The sequence below is a fragment of the Streptomyces paludis genome (assembly GCF_003344965.1).
Lineage (GTDB): Bacteria > Actinomycetota > Actinomycetes > Streptomycetales > Streptomycetaceae > Streptomyces > Streptomyces paludis.
Window position 1 is genome coordinate 3,367,366 of the sequence record NZ_CP031194.1, and the last position, 15,448, is coordinate 3,382,813.

Sequence of the window (15,448 nt, forward strand, 5' to 3'; positions counted from 1 at the left end):
TTCAAAGGGGTTTGGCCGCCCCGGCGGCTTCGAGGATCCGTTCGGCCACCAGGTCCGGCTGATCCGTCGGCAGGGCGTGGCCCGCGTCGGCCACGACCTCCACCCGGGCGGAGGGCACGAGTGCGCCGATACGCGCGGCCACTTGGGGCGCGTCGTGCAGGGTGCTGCGTGCCCCGAGCAGGAACTGCGAAGGGACGGCGCACAAGCGGCCCAGTTCTTCGTCGCTGAAGACCTCGGCAGGCGGCAGTACGCGGCGGAATCCTACGGACGCCCGTCCCAGGCGCATCAGTTCGCTCTCCAGGATCGCGCTGTTGCCGACCATGCGAGCCAGGCGAGGGCGCAGCCCGCACGGCGCCATGCCGGCCAGCGCGCCGGCGATCACCCAGGTGTAGAACCGCCGACCGGGGACGGCGAAGCCCGCGGGATCGACCAGGGTGAGACCGGCGGACCGGTCGGCAGCCAGCCACGCCGCGCCGTCCCGGCCGTCATCGATGGGGGCGCTCTGCACGCTCAGGCCCGGTTCGCCGACCGTGTCCACGGCGATGACCGTACGGTGCCGGGCCAGTACGGGGATGTACCGGTGCCACATCAGCGCGTTACCGCTCGCGCCCGACAACAGCACGATCGGTTCACCGCTCGGCGGGCCGACACGGTAGGCGCGGGTCGTACCGAAGGCGGTCGGGATGTCGAGCACCGTCCGGGGCTCCGGCAGCAGTTCCTCCAGCGCGCGCTCGTAGACGGCGTAAAAACGGGCTCTGGCCTTGTCGTTCTTGAATCCGCTCATTCCCATGATACAGATGTATCACGTCATGATACGCATGTACCACCAAGGGGCAGAGGGAGACGCATCATGACCGCGCGGGTCGATCGCGAGGAACGCAGAACACAGATCGCCGAGGCGCTGCTCCGCATCGCCGACACCCAGGGCCTTCAGTCGGCCAGCATGCGGGCGGTCGCCGCCGAGGCCGGCGTCTCCCTGCGGCTGGTGCAGTACTACTTCACGACGAAGGAAGCGCTGCTGCTGGACGCGCTGACCAGGCTCGGCGACCAGCTCCAGGCCCGTATGACCGCATGGATCAGCGCGGCGGGCTCGCCGTCCACACCGCGCGGGACCGTGACCGCGATCCTGTCGAGCATCCTGCCGACCGACCCGGAGAGCCGCCGGATCACCCGCACGTATGCCGCGTACTACACGCTGGTCCTGGGCGGTTCCGAGGGCTCCGATGTGGTGGAGAAACACGGCACGACCTCCCCCGACCTGCTGGAGTCCTTCCTCGCCCAGCAGATCCACGCGGCACGCGAGGCCGGAGAGATCGGCCCCGGCAAGAACCCCGAGATGACCGCGGCCGGACTGCTCGCCATGGTCAACGGCCTGGGGTCGAGCGTGCTGGGCGGCCAGCGCACCGGGGACGAGGCGCTGGCGATCCTGAACCATCACTTGAACGAGCTGTTCCGGACTCCCTGAGGGGAGTGGAGTCTGCGGTCAGGGCCCGTTGTCAGTGCTCGGTGGGACACTGCGCGGCATGGTCGAATCGAATCCGAAAGCGGATCTTCTCCGGTATCTCCAGGACGCTCGCGACTCCCTGCTGTGGAAGCTGGAGGGGCTCTCCGAGTACGACGTCCGCCGCCCCTTCACACCGACCGGCACCAACCTGTTGGGCCTGGTCAAACATGCCGCCGGTGTGGAACTGGGGTACTTCGGCGATACGTTCGGACGGCCGTACTTCGACGGGGAGCGACGTCGCCGCCCGTCCTGGTGGTACACCGAGTCCGACGAGCACAACGTGGACATGTGGGCGAGCGCGGACGAGTCCCGCGAGCAGATCGTGGACCTGTACCGGGCGGCGTGGCAGCACTCCAACGACACGATGGCGGCGCTGGACCTGGACGCGCCCGGATCCGTCCCGTGGTGGCCCGAGGCACAACGCGAGGTGACGCTGCACCACATCGTCGTACGCGTGATCAGCGACACCCAACGGCACGCGGGCCACACGGACATCGTGCGCGAGCTGATGGACGGCGCCGTCGGGTGGCTGCCGGGCAAGGACAGCCTGCCGCCGGGTGATCAGGCGTGGTGGGAGGAGTACCGGGGACGGCTGGAGCGGGTGGCGCGGGAGGCCGGGGGCTGATCTTTCCCCGCATCCTCGGACGCGGACACTGGCTCCCCTTACGGCGCCGGTGGCGCTGGTGCGGTAGGGAGACGCGCCATCGGGGCTCGGGTGATCGAACCCCGGCCCGACAGCCGGAAGGTCCTGCTCCACCGGCCAGATGCCGTACTGCCGCTCATGGTTGATGACCACCTTCAAGCACCGGCCGGTTGAAACCGGTTGAACGAGAAAGACAACACCCCGTCACACAACCGCGCGGCGAGCGGGGTGAGCCGGGGCCTCGTCGGAGTGAGTCGGTGGCGGAGGTTGTTGGGCGTGGGGCCGCCCCTCCAGCCTTTGAGTGTCGCGTCTCCGGTGGAGGTGTAAAGGGCGCTCCTTCGTCGCGTCGGCTGCGCCGACTCCGCTGCGCTCCGCCCTTGACACCTCCCCCGGAGTCGCAAGTGCAGGTGCGGGAGGGGCGGCCGGGGGAAGGGGGCCCAGGGGGTGGTGCCGTTCTGCCGGTCGGCTCAGGGTCCGGCGGGCGGGTGGGCCCTGCGGGGCTGCGCGGCAGAGGAATGGGGCTGCCCGGCTCGTCTCAGCGGCTGACGGCCGCCGGTTTACTGAGACTCATGCCCCGCTGGGCGCCGTGGTGTGGGTTGTGGGGTTGCTGGGACGCGGGTGGCGGCAAGTGGGCCCTTGAAGGCCGTCTATGCGTCGTGGAGTGCCGCTAATGCACCTGAGGACACATGTGCCGCCCGGAGAAGCCCCCAACAGCCTTCCAAATAGGCACATATGGGATAGATCGGCAAGGCGTGGCCCGCAGACCCGGGCTGGGCAGCAGAGTCCGCCCGTCTTCCGGGCACCACAGCGCGACGGTGACCAGCGGGGCTTGAGTCGCAACCAACAACGGACCGTTGGCCGCTGAGCCGGTGTCGGGCCGCCCCATTCCTCTGCCGCGCGCCCCGCAGGGCCCGCCCGCCCGTCGGCCCCTGAGCCGAGTGGCAGTACGGCGCCACCTCTTGGGCCCCCCTTCCCCCCGGCCGCCCCTCCCGCACCTGCACTTGCGCTGGAGGGACGGGTGTCAAGGGTGGAGCGCAGCGGAATCGGCGAAGCCGACGCGACGTAGGAGCGCCCTTGACTCCCGGCCCGCAAGCGCGACACTCAAAGGCTGGAGGGGCGGCCCCACGCCCGACAACCTCCGCCACCGACCCACCCCCGACAGAGTTCCGCTCTGACCCGCACCCGACAACCCCACGGTGACCAGCGGGGCATGCGCCTGAGGGTGCTGGCCCGCGTCGGGGTGTGTCGCGGTGTTGGGGGGGCGTGGCGGATTATGCCGTACGGCCAATGGCCGGTCTGGTTCGGTTGGAGATCCGGGGTGCCGTTCGATGTGCGCCCGCAGAGGGGAAACATGAAGCTCTATCTCGTCATACCTGTTGCTCTGGTCGCCCTGCTCATCGGCGCCTCCGGCGTTGCCGCTCTTGTCCGTGGCTGGGTGCTTCCCCTGAGCCGGGAGCAGGTTCGCCGGCCGCGTCTCTTCGGTTGGGGGCAGCTGGCTGTTGCCCTTGGCCTGTGTGGGCAGATGGTCTTCTTCATGGCCGACGACATCGACATACGCCAGTTCGGGACCCTGTCCGGCAGCGCGCTGCTGCTGGTCGGCGTTCTCGTGATGGGGCTGAGCCGCCGCCGATCCGCGAACGCGTAACCAACGGGGCATCGCCCCGCACCCCGCCGCCGCGCCGCCCCTCCCCGTCCGCACTTGCGGTGGAGGGGCGGCCCTGCGTTGCGCCTCGCGTCGCGTCCTCGCCCCCGTATCGCATCTCTGCTTGAAGTCTCAAGCAAATACCTCTAGGGTCCCGATTGCTTGAACTTTCAAGGCTCCCGCTCGGTCGATCCCGGAGGAACCCCCCATGAAGCTCAACCGCAAGGCGCTCGCCGGAGCCATCGCGCTCTCCCTCATAGCCGTCGGCGGCGCCACCGCCGCGTACGCCGGGCCGCTCACGGGCAGCAGCAGTAGCAGCAGCGGTGGCGGCAGTAGTAGCAGCGAGGACGCGCAGCTCAAGAAGTTGTACGCGGAGGCCGTGGCCGAGGGCGGCAAGCTCACGATCTACGCCGGCGGCGACAAGCCCGACCAGCAGGACTATCTGCGGGACGCCTTCGTGAAGGCATTCCCGAAGATCAAGGTCAACGACATCGTCGACTTCTCCAAGAACCACGACGCCCGCGTCGACAACCAGATCGACGAGCGCAAGGTCGTCGCCGACGTCGTCCAGCTCCAGACCGTCGACGACTTCCCGCGCTGGAAGCAGGAGGGGTCGCTGCTCAAGTACAAGCCGGTCGGCTGGGACAAGGTCTTCCACCAGGTCAAGGACAAGGACGGCTACTACACCGGCGTCTTCTTCTACGCCTTCGCCAACGTCACGGCCACCAAGCTCGGTGACGGCGCCCCGGTCGAGGCCAAGGACTTCCTGAAGCCGGAGTACAAGAACAAGCTCGTCTTCACCTATCCGAATGACGACGACGCCGTCCTCTACTACTTCAAGCAGCTCACCGACGCGTACGGCTTCGGCTATCTGAAGCAGCTCCTCGCCCAGAACCCGAAGTTCGTACGCGGTACGCAGGACTCCGCCGACGCCGTCACCAACGGCGACTACGAAGCCGCCTTCGGCACGGCCGCCAACCTCACCGCCGCGCCCGGGGACACCGCGAAGTTCTCCGTGCCCGCCAAGAGCCCCTGGGTCGCCTGGCCGCAGACGGCCGCGATCCTCAAGGACGCCCCGCACAAGGCGGCGGCCAAGCTCTACCTCAGCTGGGTGCTCTCCAAGAAGGCCCAGCAGAACGACATCTACACCTGGAGCGCCCGCAACGACGTGGCCGCGCCCGCCGGCTACAAGGGCATCTTCGACTACAAGAACATGAACCCGCTCGGCCTCACCGGCTTCCTGAGCGACCGCACCGCGCTGGACCGCTACAAGGCCCGTATCAACCTGTACGTCGGCGACCCCCAGGGCGTGAATCCGGCCGACCCCAAGGGTGACCTCGGGCTCTACCCCGGAGCCTTCTGACCGGGCCCCCGGACCACCAGGCCGCCAGGCTGCCGTAACGTGACGCTGCCCCGGGCTCCGCTCTCAAGCGGATTCCGGGGCAGCGTCACATCCAGCCGTCCAGCAGGCCGTCCTACTTCCGCAGCAGCAGCGTGACCCCCGCCACCACCAGCCCGAGCGCGACCGCCGCCGCGCCGTACGCCAGGCGGTGCGCCCTGACCCACGGCAGGAAGCGGTCGACCGCTATCCGGCCGGGGCCGGTCAGGGCGAGGGCGGCGGCGCCGGCGGTGAGGACGAGTTCGTACTCGATGCCCTCGGGCGCGAAAAAGTGGCCGGTTCCCTTCACGGCGATCGCGTTGACCATCGTGCCGACCACCGCCGCGCCCGCGAGCGGTGTGAGCAGGCCGATCGCCAGGGCGACGCCGCCCGCGGTCTCGCTCAGCCCGGCCACGACGGCCAGCGCCTTGCCGGACGGGTAGCCGCTCATGGTGAAGAAGGCGCCCGTGCCGTCGATGCCGCCGCCCCCGAACCAGCCGAAGAGCTTCTGGCTGCCGTGCGCGGCCATCGTCAGTCCGAGGACGACGCGGAGCAGCAGAAGTCCTACGTCATAGGCGTGGGGCGTGGCCGCGTGATCGCGGAAGGCGCCGGAGATGGGGCCTCCGGCTACGGGGCTCGTGGTGCTGATGGTGTCAGTGGTGCTCTTGGTGCTTGCGGGGGACGTCATAGCTGCGCTCTCTCCTGAGGTGAGGGGGGCAAAAAACGCTGTGCTTGAAAGTTACAGCAAATCTCCGGCCGACCGCGTATGAGGCCCATGACCACCGTGTGAATACTTTTTCGAGCCGAGGCAACCCGATCGACGGTCCACCGCGTTCGACAGGCGTGGCAGACCGAACAGAATGGCGAGGACGGCACGATGGATCCGGGCGACGCCGACTTCGAGGCATTCGTCGCCGCCCGCGGGCCGCGGTTGCTACGGGTCGCGTGGCTGCTGACCGGCGACGCGCATCTCGCGGAGGACCTGCTCCAGAGCACGCTGGCGAAGGTGTGGCCGAAGTGGTCGCGGATAGCGGGCGGCCAGCCCGAGGCGTACGTCCGCAAGGCGCTCGTGCATCAGCACGCCTCCTGGTGGCGGCGGCGCTGGCGCGGGGAGCTGCCGTACGGCGAACTCCCGGACATGGCGAACGCGGTGGACGCGTACGCGCACGTGGATCTGGAGCAGACGCTGGCGGCGGCCGTACGCTCCCTGCCGGTACGGCAGCGGGCCGTTGTCGTGCTGCGGTACTTCGAGGACCTGAGCGTCGAGGACACCGCGGCGGCGCTCGGCTGCACGCCCGGCACGGTCAAGAGCCAGTCGTCCCGGGCGCTGCACTCCCTCCGGCGCCTGCTGCCCACGCCGGTGGACGCGCCGGTGGACGCACCCGTGGACGCGCCGGTGAAGCGCGGTGACCGCCATGGATAAGCGGGTGCAAGAGCATGAGCAGGAGTACGAGCACGAGCAGGAGCACGCGGAGGAGCTGCGCATCCTGCTGGAGCGCGCTGTTCCCCGGCTGCCCGCCCCCGAGGGCCGGCTGGACGACGTACGGCAGCGGGTCGTACGGACCCGGCGCAGGCGCCGTCGTACGGCGGGCGCCGCCGCGGCCACCGTGACCGGGCTGGTCCTGGCGGGCGTGCTCCTGCCCGGGCTGCTGCCCGACGGCGCGGGGTCGGCGCTGCCCGCGTCCCCGGCCCCGTCCGTCACCTCGCGCCCGGTGCCCACACCCACCCCGTCCGCCACCTCCGCCACCTCGACCCCCAACGGGACCGACGAGCGCCGGCTCGCCCGCTTCCCGCAGCTCGGCGCCCTGAGCCTGCGCCTCCTCGCGGGCTGGCAGGCTCAGCCCGTACCGCACGACACACCGGCCACGCCGTCGAGCACCGGCTACTTCGCGAACCAGCCGCTCACCCCGTACGCCGCGGACTGTTCCGAGCCGGTATCGAGCCGCTGCCGGCCGGTGCGGTCGCTGCTGCCCAGCGGTGCGCTGGCGATGATCTCCGGGCCGGTCAAAACGCTTCCGCCCGCGTCCCCGACCGCGACCGCGACTCCCACCCCGGCCCCGTGGCAGCTGGTCCCGTCGGGCACCCTCTCGTCGTTCTGCCGGGCGCTCGGCGCGGCCAAGGAGTACGGCGGGAAGTTCACCCTGCCCGTACGTACCGCCGACGCGAATGTCGTCTTCACCGTCACCCTCTGCCTGGGCAGCGACTCGCCGGGGATCGTCGAGGACGTCCATACGATGATCTCCAGCGCAGACTTCGGGACAGAAGTAACAGAAGCCACCAAACCCCCCACATCGCCCACTCCCTCCATCGGCGCCACCCACACCACCGCCGCCGACGACCGTCCGTAATCCGTAATCCGTAATAACGAAAGGCCCCTCCATGTCTGCGCGCGCTCTCCACGCTGCCCGAAACCTCCGCAAAGGGCCGAGAATGGCCGCCATGCTGCTGGCGACCGGTCTGCTGCTGACCGGCTGCGGAGTGGCGGGAGGTGACGCGGAGACCGCCGACAAGGCGGGATCCGTACCGGGCGACCGCGCCTCCACCAGCGGCAGCGCCAACAACACCAACGCCAACAACGGCGGCGGCAGCGGCAGCAAGGACACCATCAGCACCGAGACCGAGGTCCAGGAAGTCATCCCGCAGGAGATCCCCGGCCTCGGCCGGCGTACCCGCGCCGAGATCTCCCCCGAGACCACCCAGGCCGTCGTCGTGACCGGTGACGACCAGGACTCCAGCGACTCGACCCTCCAGGTCTACGAACGCGATCCGGCCGCCGGCTGGACCCCCGTCACCGACCCCTGGCCCGCGCACAACGCCAAGCGCGGCTGGACCGAGGACCACAACCAGGGCGATCTGCGCTCCCCCATCGGGGTGTTCACGCTCACCGACGCCGGCGGTCTCTTCGACGACCCCGGTACGAAGCTCACCTACGACCAGGGCCCCGCCTTCACCGCCTCCGGCGACGGGTTCAACGGCGAGCCGCTCGAAGGATCCTTCGACTACGTCGTCGCCATCAACTACAACCGCGTACCCGGCACCACCCCGCTCGACTGGACCCGGCCGCTCGGCATGGAGAAGGGCGGCGGCATCTGGATCCATGTGGACCACGACGGCCCCACCCAGGCATGCGTCTCGATCCACCGCGAACAGATGCGCGAGCTGCTGCTCCTGCTGGACCCGGAGAAGCAGCCGGTGGTCGTGATGGGGGACGCGGCGTCGCTGGCCCGCTGAGACGCTGGCCCCTGTCCTCCGTCCCCCGTCCCCTGTCCCCATCCCCGTCCCCGTCGTGAAGGGCAGTTCACAGGCCCTTCCTATGTGACTGCCAGCTTCGCCCCCTAGCGTCCCGTGGCATGACAGAGACCCAACCCCCCAAACATAAAAAAGACTTGACCCGCCGTCGGGTCATCGTCGCCGGCAGCGCGGCCGTCGCCGCCACCGGCATCGGCGCCATCGCCGTCACCACCGCCTCGGCCGGCGAGGAGACGGCCGCCCAGCGCGCCGCCGCGGCGAAGGCGGGTGGCGGCAAGGCGACCACGAAGGCCACCGAGGTGTGCTACACCCTCACCTCGCAGACCACCGAGGGCCCGTACTACATCGACGCCGACAAGATCCGGAAGGACATCACCGAGGACAAGGAGGGCATACCCTTCACCCTCCGCCTCAAGGTGATCGACTCCGAGAGCTGCGCGCCGGTCAAGGCCGCGGCCATCGACATCTGGCACTGCGACGCCACCGGCATCTACTCCGGTTACGAGGCCGTCGGCTCCGGTGGCGGCGGCGCCCCCGGCGGCGGCACCCCGCCAACCGACGCCCCCACCGGCGAACCGACCGGCGAGCCCCCCACCGACGGCGGCGGTCCCGGTGGCGGCGGCGGTGGCGGCGGCCACGAGGAGCCCACCGACGACGAGCGCTATCTGCGCGGCACCCAGCTCACGGACAAGAAGGGCTTCGTCGAGTTCACGACCCTCTTCCCGGGCTGGTACCAGGGCCGCGCCGTACACATCCACGTCAAGGTGCATGTCGACGGCAAGCTCACCGACAGCGGCTACGAGGGCGGCCACACCTGCCACACCGGCCAGTTCTTCTTCGAGGAGGCGGCCGTCCTCGAAACCGAGAGCGTCGAACCGTACGCGACCAACGCGGCCGTCCGTACGACCCTCACCCAGGACACCATCTACGACCAGAGCGGTGTCACGGGCGGTCTGCTGAAGCTCACGTACAAGAAAAAGAACGACATCGCGCGCGGCGTCGTCGGCACCATCACCGTCGGTGTCGACCCGGACGAGACCAACGACGGTACGAGCCTCTGAGCGGCCGACTCTGAGCAGCTGCCACTGAGCAGACAAAGGGCCCGGGAAGCAGGTCGAACCTGCTTCCCGGGCCCTCAGCGCTCTATAGCCCGCTCTACGCGTCCGCGCCCCCGAAGCGCTCCTTGTACGCCCCCAGATCATCGTCCGTGATCTTCGCGAAGAGCACCGGCGGTACGGTGAACGGCGTCCCGGCCGGGACCGCGTCCAGCGCCTTCGCCTCCTCGGCGCTCACCCACACCGCCGTGTCCCCCTCCAGCGCGAACGCCGCCCGCATCGCCGCCGCCGAGGCCGGGATGAACGGCTCGGAGACCACCGCGTACAGGTGGATCAGGTTCATCGCCGTACGGAGAGTCAGCGCCGCGCCCTCCTCGTCGGTCTTGATCTCCAGCCAGGGGGCCTTCTCCTCCAGATACGAGTTCCCCGCCGACCACAGGGCGCGCAGCGCCGCCGCCGCCTTGCGGAACTGGAGCGCCTCCATGTGGCCCTCGTACTCCGCGAGCAGCTCCGCGGTCTGCGCGCCGAGCTTCGCCTCCGCCTCGCCCGCCGCCCGGCCCGCCGGCACGGCGTCGCCGAAGCGCTTGCGCGAGAAGGAGAGCACCCGGTTGACGAAGTTGCCGAGGGTGTCGGCGAGGTCCTTGTTGACCGTCGCCGTGAAGTGCTCCCAGGAGAAGGAGGTGTCGTCCGACTCGGGCGCGTTCGCGATCAGGAAGTAGCGCCAGTAGTCGGCGGGCAGCAGCTCCAGCGCGGCATCGGTGAAGACGCCCCGCTTCTGCGACGTGGAGAACTTGCCGCCGTAGTAGTTCAGCCAGTTGAACGCCTTGACGTAGTCGACCTTCTTCCACGGCTCGCGCGTGCCGAGCTGGGTGGCCGGGAACATCACCGTGTGGAACGGGACGTTGTCCTTCGCCATGAACTCGGTGTAGCGGACGGTCGCGTCGGCCTCGTACCACCACGACTTCCAGTCGCGGTTCGCCGGGTCCTGGTCCGCCCACTCCTTTGTCGCGCCGATGTACTCGACCGGGGCGTCGAACCAGACGTAGAAGACCTTGCCCTCGGCCGCCAGCTCCGGCCAGGTGTCGGCCGGGACCGGCACGCCCCAGTCCAGGTCGCGGGTGATCGACCGGTCGTGCAGGCCCTCGGTCAGCCACTTGCGGGCGATGGAGGACGCCAGCTGCGGCCACTCCTCGCCCGTCGCGTCGATCCACGCCTCGACCTCGCCCGCCAGCTTCGACTGGAGGAGGAAGAGATGCTTCGTCTCGCGGACCTCCAGCTCGCTGCTGCCGCTGATCGCGGAGCGCGGCTCGATCAGGTCCGTCGGGTCCAGCACGCGCGTGCAGTTCTCGCACTGGTCCCCGCGCGCCTTGTCGTAACCGCAGTGCGGGCAGGTGCCGACGATGTAGCGGTCGGGGAGGAAGCGGTCGTCGGCGACGGAGAAGACCTGCCGGATCGCGCGCTCCTCGATGAACCCGTTCTCCTGCAACTTGCGCGCGAAGTGCTGGGTGATCTCGCGGTTCTCGGCGGACGAGCTGCGGCCGAAGTAGTCGAACGCCAGCTGGAAGCCGTCGTAGATCGCCTTCTGCGCGTCGTGCTGCTCGGCGCAGAACGCCTCGACCGGCACCCCCGCCTCCTTCGCGGCCAGCTCGGCGGGCGTGCCGTGCTCGTCGGTCGCGCAGATGTAGAGGACGTCGTGACCGCGCTGGCGGAGGTACCGGGAGTACACATCCGCCGGGAGCATGGACCCCACCATGTTGCCCAGGTGCTTGATCCCGTTGATGTACGGAAGGGCGCTGGTGATGAGGTGTCGAGCCATTGCAGGCTGCTCCCAAGTCGCTACATGGAGTGATTATTTGGTCTACGGAACGTCAATATCGTATCCGACCGCCACGACACGAGTCGCCCGTGTTTAAGCGGGTGGTGGATGAGGAGAGCCTGCGGAGAGCTTTCGGAAACAGCCATTGCGGTAGACATGCCCGTCCTGGGACGAGAAGGGCATCATGTACGAGGCTGGGCAGCGGGCGGCGGGGGCGGCGGGGCACGAAGTGGCGCGGAAAGTGGCACAGGAAGTGGCGAACGGAACGGCGCAGGGGACAACGCAGGGAACGGCGACGGCGCACGGATCGGCGCAAGGAGCGGCGCGAGGAACGGCGGTAGGGCGCGGGCCGGAGACCGGGAACGGCACAGGGGCAGGGGACGACACCATGCGAGTACTGGTCGCCGAGGACGAAGAGGTGCTGGCCGAGCTGGTGGCCACCGGGCTGCGCCGGGCGGGGTTCGCCGTCGACACGGTGTACAGCGGGGACGCCGCCCTCGCCTACCTGGGGCTGCACGACTACGACGTCGTCGTCCTCGACCGCGACCTCCCGCGTGTGCACGGCGACGACGTCGCGCGCAGACTCGTCGCCGAGTCGTCCCGTACCCGCATCCTGATGCTCACCGCGTCCACCTCCATGGAGGACCGCGTCGAGGGGCTCGATCTCGGCGCCGACGACTACATGGGCAAGCCCTTCGACTTCCCCGAGCTGGTCTCCCGCGTACGCGCCCTGCGCCGGCGCAGCGCCCGGCCCGTACCGCCGCAGCTGGAGCGGCTGGGCGTACGGCTCGACTCCGTACGGCGCCTGGCCTGGCGGGACGGGGTGGAGCTGGACCTCTCGCCCAAGGAGTTCTCCGTACTCCAGATCCTGCTGGAGGCCGACGGCGCGCCCGTCTCGGCCGAAGAGCTGCTGGAGCGCGCGTGGGACGCGCACGCGGACCCGTTCACGGGCGCGGTACGGGTGTGCCTGAGCAAGCTGCGCGCGAAGCTGGGCGAGCCGGCGCTGATCCGTACGGTGCAGGGCGCGGGATACGCGCTGTGACGGCGACGGACGCGGGCGCCCAGGCGGACTCCGACGTGGCCGCCGCGGACACGGACACAGAGATACGTACGGGTACGGGTACGGGCGGCCCCGCCGCCACCGCCCGCGCCGGGACCGACACCTGGGCCGGGACCGGCACCCGCGCCGTCACGCGCCTCGCGCTGCGCCGGGTGCGCGGCTGCCGGGGGCGGCTGACGCGCGCGCGCCCCGTGGCCTCGCTCGCGCCCGGCGCCCTGGTGCGCAGCACCACCATCCGTACGCGCATCGCGCTGATCTACGGCGGGGCCTTCCTCGTCCTCGGCGGCTGTCTGCTCGCCGTCGTCAACCTGCTGTCCAGAGCCGCCACCCAGAGCGAGGCCAACCAGATCGCCGGCCGGGTGACCCCCGCGCAGGTGGTCCCCTCGCCGTCCGGCACCTCCGTCAGCGGGCTGATCACCGAGCGGCAGGTGGAGCCGGTCACCGCCTACGAACTCACCGACACCGTCACGAACGTCGCCTCCAACGAGATGCTCTACTGGTCGCTCGTCGCCCTCGTCGTCATGGCCGCGTGCGCGGTCGCGGTCGGCTGGTGGACGGCCGGCCGGGTGCTGCGCCCGGTGCACGCCATGACGGCGACGGCGCGCCGGCTCTCCGAGCGGAACCTCCACGAGCGGATCGGCGCGAGCGGCCCCGACGACGAGCTGAAGGAGCTGGGCGACACGCTGGACGCGCTGCTGGCGCGGCTCCAGAAGGCGTTCGACAGCCAGCGCCGGTTCATCGCCAACGCCTCGCACGAGCTGCGTACCCCGCTGGCGACCCAGCGCACCGCGATCCAGGTCGGTCTGGACGACTCCTGCACACCGGACGAGCTGGCCCGTACGAAGCAGACCCTCCTCGACAACAACCGGCGCAGCGAGCAGCTCATCGAGGGGCTGCTGGTGCTGGCGCGCAGCGAACGCGGGCTGGAGGACCAGGAGCTGGTCGATCTGGGCGAGGCGGTCGCGGAGGAGACGGCGCGCTGCCGCCGGGATGTCTCGCTGATGATGTCGCTGTCCGTGCAGGACGCGGCCGTGGTCCGGGGAAACCGGCTGCTGCTGGGACAGTTGGTGGGAAACCTGCTGGCCAACGCGGTGCGCTACAACGTCACGGACGGTACGGGGACGGTCCATGTCGCCGTCACCGGCAATGTCGTCGTCATCCGGAACACCGGGCCCGAGGTCGCGGCGGCGGACATACCGGCGCTCTTCGAGCCGTTCCGGCGGGGCGAGGGCCGCGACCGGATGGGCCGGGGGGCCGGGCTCGGCCTCTCCATCGTGCGCTCGATCGCGAAGGCGCACGGCGGGACGGTCACGGCGGTGCCGAACAGATCGCGCGGCTGGGGGGGTTCGGGTGGCTCGGGCGGCGGCCTGGCTGTCACAGTGACGCTGCCGCCGGCCCGGGTCGAGGAGTGACGACGGGGGCGGGCGGCAGCGTCAGGGTCGTGCGTATGAGGTGTACGGGAATGCTTCAGCTCGGGTCGGCGGCGGGCCGCCAGGCCGCGAGCAGGTCGCGGTAGAAGGTCGCGTCGGGCAGCTCGCGGGGCGTGGGCCCGGCGTGCGAGAAGCCGACGTTCTCGGCGGCGGCGTCGGCGCCGAGCTTCCGGGCGAAGTCGAAGTCCTTGGCGTCCTCGGCGCCGAAGGCGACCAGCTGCCAGAACAGCGGCAGCCGCGCGGCCTCCGCGAACGCCTGCTTGGCGAGGCGGATGGCGCTGGGCGCGCCGTCCGTCTGGAAGATCACCAGCGCGGGCCCGGTGGCGCCGGACTTCTCGTGCAGCTCCACGACCTCTTCGACGGCACGGTGGTAGTTCGTCCGGCCCATGCGGCCGTAGGAGGCGTGGAGTTCGTCCAGCTTCCCTTCGTACGCGTCGGTGTCGAGGCCGAGTTCGCCCGTTCCGTCGATGTCGGTGGAGAAGAAGACGACGGAGACGGCCGCGTTCTCGTCCAGGTGCGCGGCGAGCGCGAGGGCCCGCTCGCCGAGGTGCTGGACACTGCCGTCCTGGTAGAACGGCCGCATGGAGAGGGACCGGTCGATGACGAGGTAGACGGCGGCCCGCTGCCCACCGAGCCCGGCCTTCTTGAGCGCGGCACCGGCGGCCTTGTACTGCTCGACAAGCCCGGGAGCCCGCGACTTGACGCGCGCGAGCGTGAGCGCGGGCCGCGCGGCGGTCTCGGGCTCGGGGGCCGGGGCGGGGGCGGGGGCTACTACGTCGGCGGGCTCGGGGGCCGGGACCTCGGCGGCCGGCTCGGGCTCAGGTGCGACGACGGGCTCGGGCTCGGATACGGCCACCGGCTCGGGCTCGACGACCGGCTCAACAACCGGTTCGGCGTCGGCGACGGGCTCGGGGGTCACGACCTCAGCCACGGCAAGGGGCTCGGGCTCCGGCTCCACCACGGGCTCGGGCTTCACCTCGGCCACGGGCTCCGGCTTCGGCTTCGGTTCCGGTTCCACCACGGGCTCAGGCTTCACCTCGGCCACGGGCTCCGGCTCCGGCGCCACCACAGGCTCCGGCTCCGGCTTCGGCTCGGGCTTCACGAGTTCCGGTTCGGGCTCCGCCGACACCTGCGCGGGTACGGATACGGACACAGACGCGGACGTGGACTCGGCCGGCGCCGGGGTCGCCGCCGGCGGCTCCTCGACCGTACGCGTACGGGACGCCTGCGCCGGTACCGTGCGCTCCGACTCGGACGGGCGGGCCTTGTCGAACGCCTCGGCGACCAGGTCGGCCGCGGCGGGGGCGTGCACGGCGACGCCCGAGCCGGAGACAGAAGAAGAGGACGACGAGGAGGACGCGGCGGAAGCCGAGGTAACGGCCGAGGCCGAAGCCTTGGCGGACGACTTCTCCTCGGACTCCTTCGCCTCGGGCTTCTCCGACACCGGCTCCGTACCGTCGGCCTGCGCCGGTACGGAAGCTGTCGCCGACTCGTCGCGCTCCTCCGCACGGTCGCGCCCGAACACCTTGCGCAGCATGCTCCGAATGCCCATGGGCGAGCCCTTCCAGATGAGTTGGGTGGGGTGTCCGCCGCCGGGGAACACGCGCATCCCTGGCCAGGGCGGATACGTAAGGTTAGCGGCCCCTGCAAGGGATCTCCGGCAGGGGCGGC

At 70.4% G+C, this 15,448-nt stretch carries 14 protein-coding genes; 10 read left to right on the top strand and 4 right to left on the bottom strand.

The window, feature by feature from the left end; all coding sequences use genetic code 11:
* Nucleotide 1: 1 nt before the first annotated feature.
* Nucleotides 2-784 (bottom strand): alpha/beta fold hydrolase, encoded by a 783-nt coding sequence (locus DVK44_RS14770; protein WP_228447149.1) that lies wholly within the window; start codon nt 782-784, stop codon nt 2-4.
* A gap of 66 nt (nt 785-850) precedes the next feature.
* On the opposite strand from DVK44_RS14770, the gene DVK44_RS14775 reads away from it, so the two are divergent.
* The 4 genes from DVK44_RS14775 (at nt 851) to DVK44_RS14795 (ending at nt 5,152) form a co-directional block, all read left to right on the top strand.
* The gene (locus DVK44_RS14775) at nt 851-1,465 is read left to right on the top strand and encodes a TetR/AcrR family transcriptional regulator (protein ID WP_114660096.1); all 615 of its coding nucleotides are present in this window, start codon (nt 851-853) and stop codon (nt 1,463-1,465) included.
* Between the two features lie 58 nt (nt 1,466-1,523).
* A complete protein-coding gene (locus tag DVK44_RS14780; RefSeq protein WP_114660097.1) occupies nt 1,524-2,129 on the top strand; it encodes a DinB family protein in 606 nt (201 codons plus the stop codon).
* Between the two features lie 1,369 nt (nt 2,130-3,498).
* Entirely contained in the window at nt 3,499-3,792 is a 294-nt protein-coding gene (locus DVK44_RS14790; RefSeq protein WP_114665136.1) for a hypothetical protein, read from the top strand.
* A 205-nt stretch (nt 3,793-3,997) separates the two neighbouring features.
* Nucleotides 3,998-5,152 (top strand): ABC transporter substrate-binding protein, encoded by a 1,155-nt coding sequence (locus tag DVK44_RS14795; protein WP_114660098.1) that lies wholly within the window; start codon nt 3,998-4,000, stop codon nt 5,150-5,152.
* Nucleotides 5,153-5,264: 112 nt separating this feature from the next.
* Here the strand turns inward: DVK44_RS14795 and DVK44_RS14800 are convergent, their stop codons facing one another.
* Entirely contained in the window at nt 5,265-5,855 is a 591-nt protein-coding gene (locus tag DVK44_RS14800; protein WP_114660099.1) for a DoxX family protein, read from the bottom strand.
* Between the two features lie 189 nt (nt 5,856-6,044).
* On the opposite strand from DVK44_RS14800, the gene DVK44_RS14805 reads away from it, so the two are divergent.
* The 4 genes from DVK44_RS14805 (at nt 6,045) to DVK44_RS14820 (ending at nt 9,477) form a co-directional block, all read left to right on the top strand.
* On the top strand, nt 6,045-6,590 hold the full coding sequence (locus DVK44_RS14805; RefSeq protein ID WP_114660100.1) for a SigE family RNA polymerase sigma factor: 546 nt from the start codon (nt 6,045-6,047) through the stop codon (nt 6,588-6,590).
* A 4-nt stretch (nt 6,591-6,594) separates the two neighbouring features.
* Nucleotides 6,595-7,515 (top strand): hypothetical protein, encoded by a 921-nt coding sequence (locus DVK44_RS14810; protein ID WP_114660101.1) that lies wholly within the window; start codon nt 6,595-6,597, stop codon nt 7,513-7,515.
* Nucleotides 7,516-7,597: 82 nt separating this feature from the next.
* Complete coding sequence (locus DVK44_RS14815) at nt 7,598-8,398, top strand: hypothetical protein (protein ID WP_228447150.1); 801 nt, start codon at nt 7,598-7,600, stop codon at nt 8,396-8,398.
* Between the two features lie 119 nt (nt 8,399-8,517).
* Nucleotides 8,518-9,477: an intradiol ring-cleavage dioxygenase gene (locus DVK44_RS14820; RefSeq protein WP_114660103.1), complete on the top strand. Its 960-nt coding sequence runs from the start codon at nt 8,518-8,520 to the stop codon at nt 9,475-9,477.
* A gap of 94 nt (nt 9,478-9,571) precedes the next feature.
* On the opposite strand, the gene metG is transcribed toward DVK44_RS14820, so the two are convergent.
* Nucleotides 9,572-11,287 carry a methionine--tRNA ligase gene (gene metG / locus DVK44_RS14825; protein WP_114660104.1) on the bottom strand — a complete coding sequence of 572 codons (1,716 nt, stop codon included), beginning with the start codon at nt 11,285-11,287 and terminating at the stop codon, nt 9,572-9,574.
* Between the two features lie 388 nt (nt 11,288-11,675).
* Here metG and DVK44_RS14830 point away from each other — a divergent pair, with 388 nt between their 5' ends.
* Both DVK44_RS14830 and DVK44_RS14835 read left to right on the top strand, forming a co-directional pair.
* Complete coding sequence (locus tag DVK44_RS14830) at nt 11,676-12,329, top strand: response regulator transcription factor (protein ID WP_114660105.1); 654 nt, start codon at nt 11,676-11,678, stop codon at nt 12,327-12,329.
* 191 nt (nt 12,330-12,520) lie between these two features.
* Nucleotides 12,521-13,759 (top strand): sensor histidine kinase, encoded by a 1,239-nt coding sequence (locus DVK44_RS14835; RefSeq protein WP_228447621.1) that lies wholly within the window; start codon nt 12,521-12,523, stop codon nt 13,757-13,759.
* 55 nt (nt 13,760-13,814) lie between these two features.
* On the opposite strand, the gene DVK44_RS14840 is transcribed toward DVK44_RS14835, so the two are convergent.
* Complete coding sequence (locus tag DVK44_RS14840) at nt 13,815-15,329, bottom strand: VWA domain-containing protein (RefSeq protein WP_181957459.1); 1,515 nt, start codon at nt 15,327-15,329, stop codon at nt 13,815-13,817.
* Nucleotides 15,330-15,448 lie beyond the last annotated feature (119 nt).

Bases quoted from the DNA above. Each gene is read 5' to 3' on its own strand.
- DVK44_RS14770 (WP_228447149.1), bottom strand. From the start codon at position 784: ATGAGCGGATTCAAGAACGACAAGGCCAGAGCCCGTTTTTACGCCGTC.
- DVK44_RS14775 (WP_114660096.1), top strand. From the start codon at position 851: ATGACCGCGCGGGTCGATCGCGAGGAACGCAGAACACAGATCGCCGAG.
- DVK44_RS14780 (WP_114660097.1), top strand. From the start codon at position 1,524: ATGGTCGAATCGAATCCGAAAGCGGATCTTCTCCGGTATCTCCAGGAC.
- DVK44_RS14790 (WP_114665136.1), top strand. From the start codon at position 3,499: ATGAAGCTCTATCTCGTCATACCTGTTGCTCTGGTCGCCCTGCTCATC.
- DVK44_RS14795 (WP_114660098.1), top strand. From the start codon at position 3,998: ATGAAGCTCAACCGCAAGGCGCTCGCCGGAGCCATCGCGCTCTCCCTC.
- DVK44_RS14800 (WP_114660099.1), bottom strand. From the start codon at position 5,855: ATGACGTCCCCCGCAAGCACCAAGAGCACCACTGACACCATCAGCACC.
- DVK44_RS14805 (WP_114660100.1), top strand. From the start codon at position 6,045: ATGGATCCGGGCGACGCCGACTTCGAGGCATTCGTCGCCGCCCGCGGG.
- DVK44_RS14815 (WP_228447150.1), top strand. From the start codon at position 7,598: ATGGCCGCCATGCTGCTGGCGACCGGTCTGCTGCTGACCGGCTGCGGA.
- DVK44_RS14820 (WP_114660103.1), top strand. From the start codon at position 8,518: ATGACAGAGACCCAACCCCCCAAACATAAAAAAGACTTGACCCGCCGT.
- metG (WP_114660104.1), bottom strand. From the start codon at position 11,287: ATGGCTCGACACCTCATCACCAGCGCCCTTCCGTACATCAACGGGATC.
- DVK44_RS14830 (WP_114660105.1), top strand. From the start codon at position 11,676: ATGCGAGTACTGGTCGCCGAGGACGAAGAGGTGCTGGCCGAGCTGGTG.
- DVK44_RS14840 (WP_181957459.1), bottom strand. From the start codon at position 15,329: ATGGGCATTCGGAGCATGCTGCGCAAGGTGTTCGGGCGCGACCGTGCG.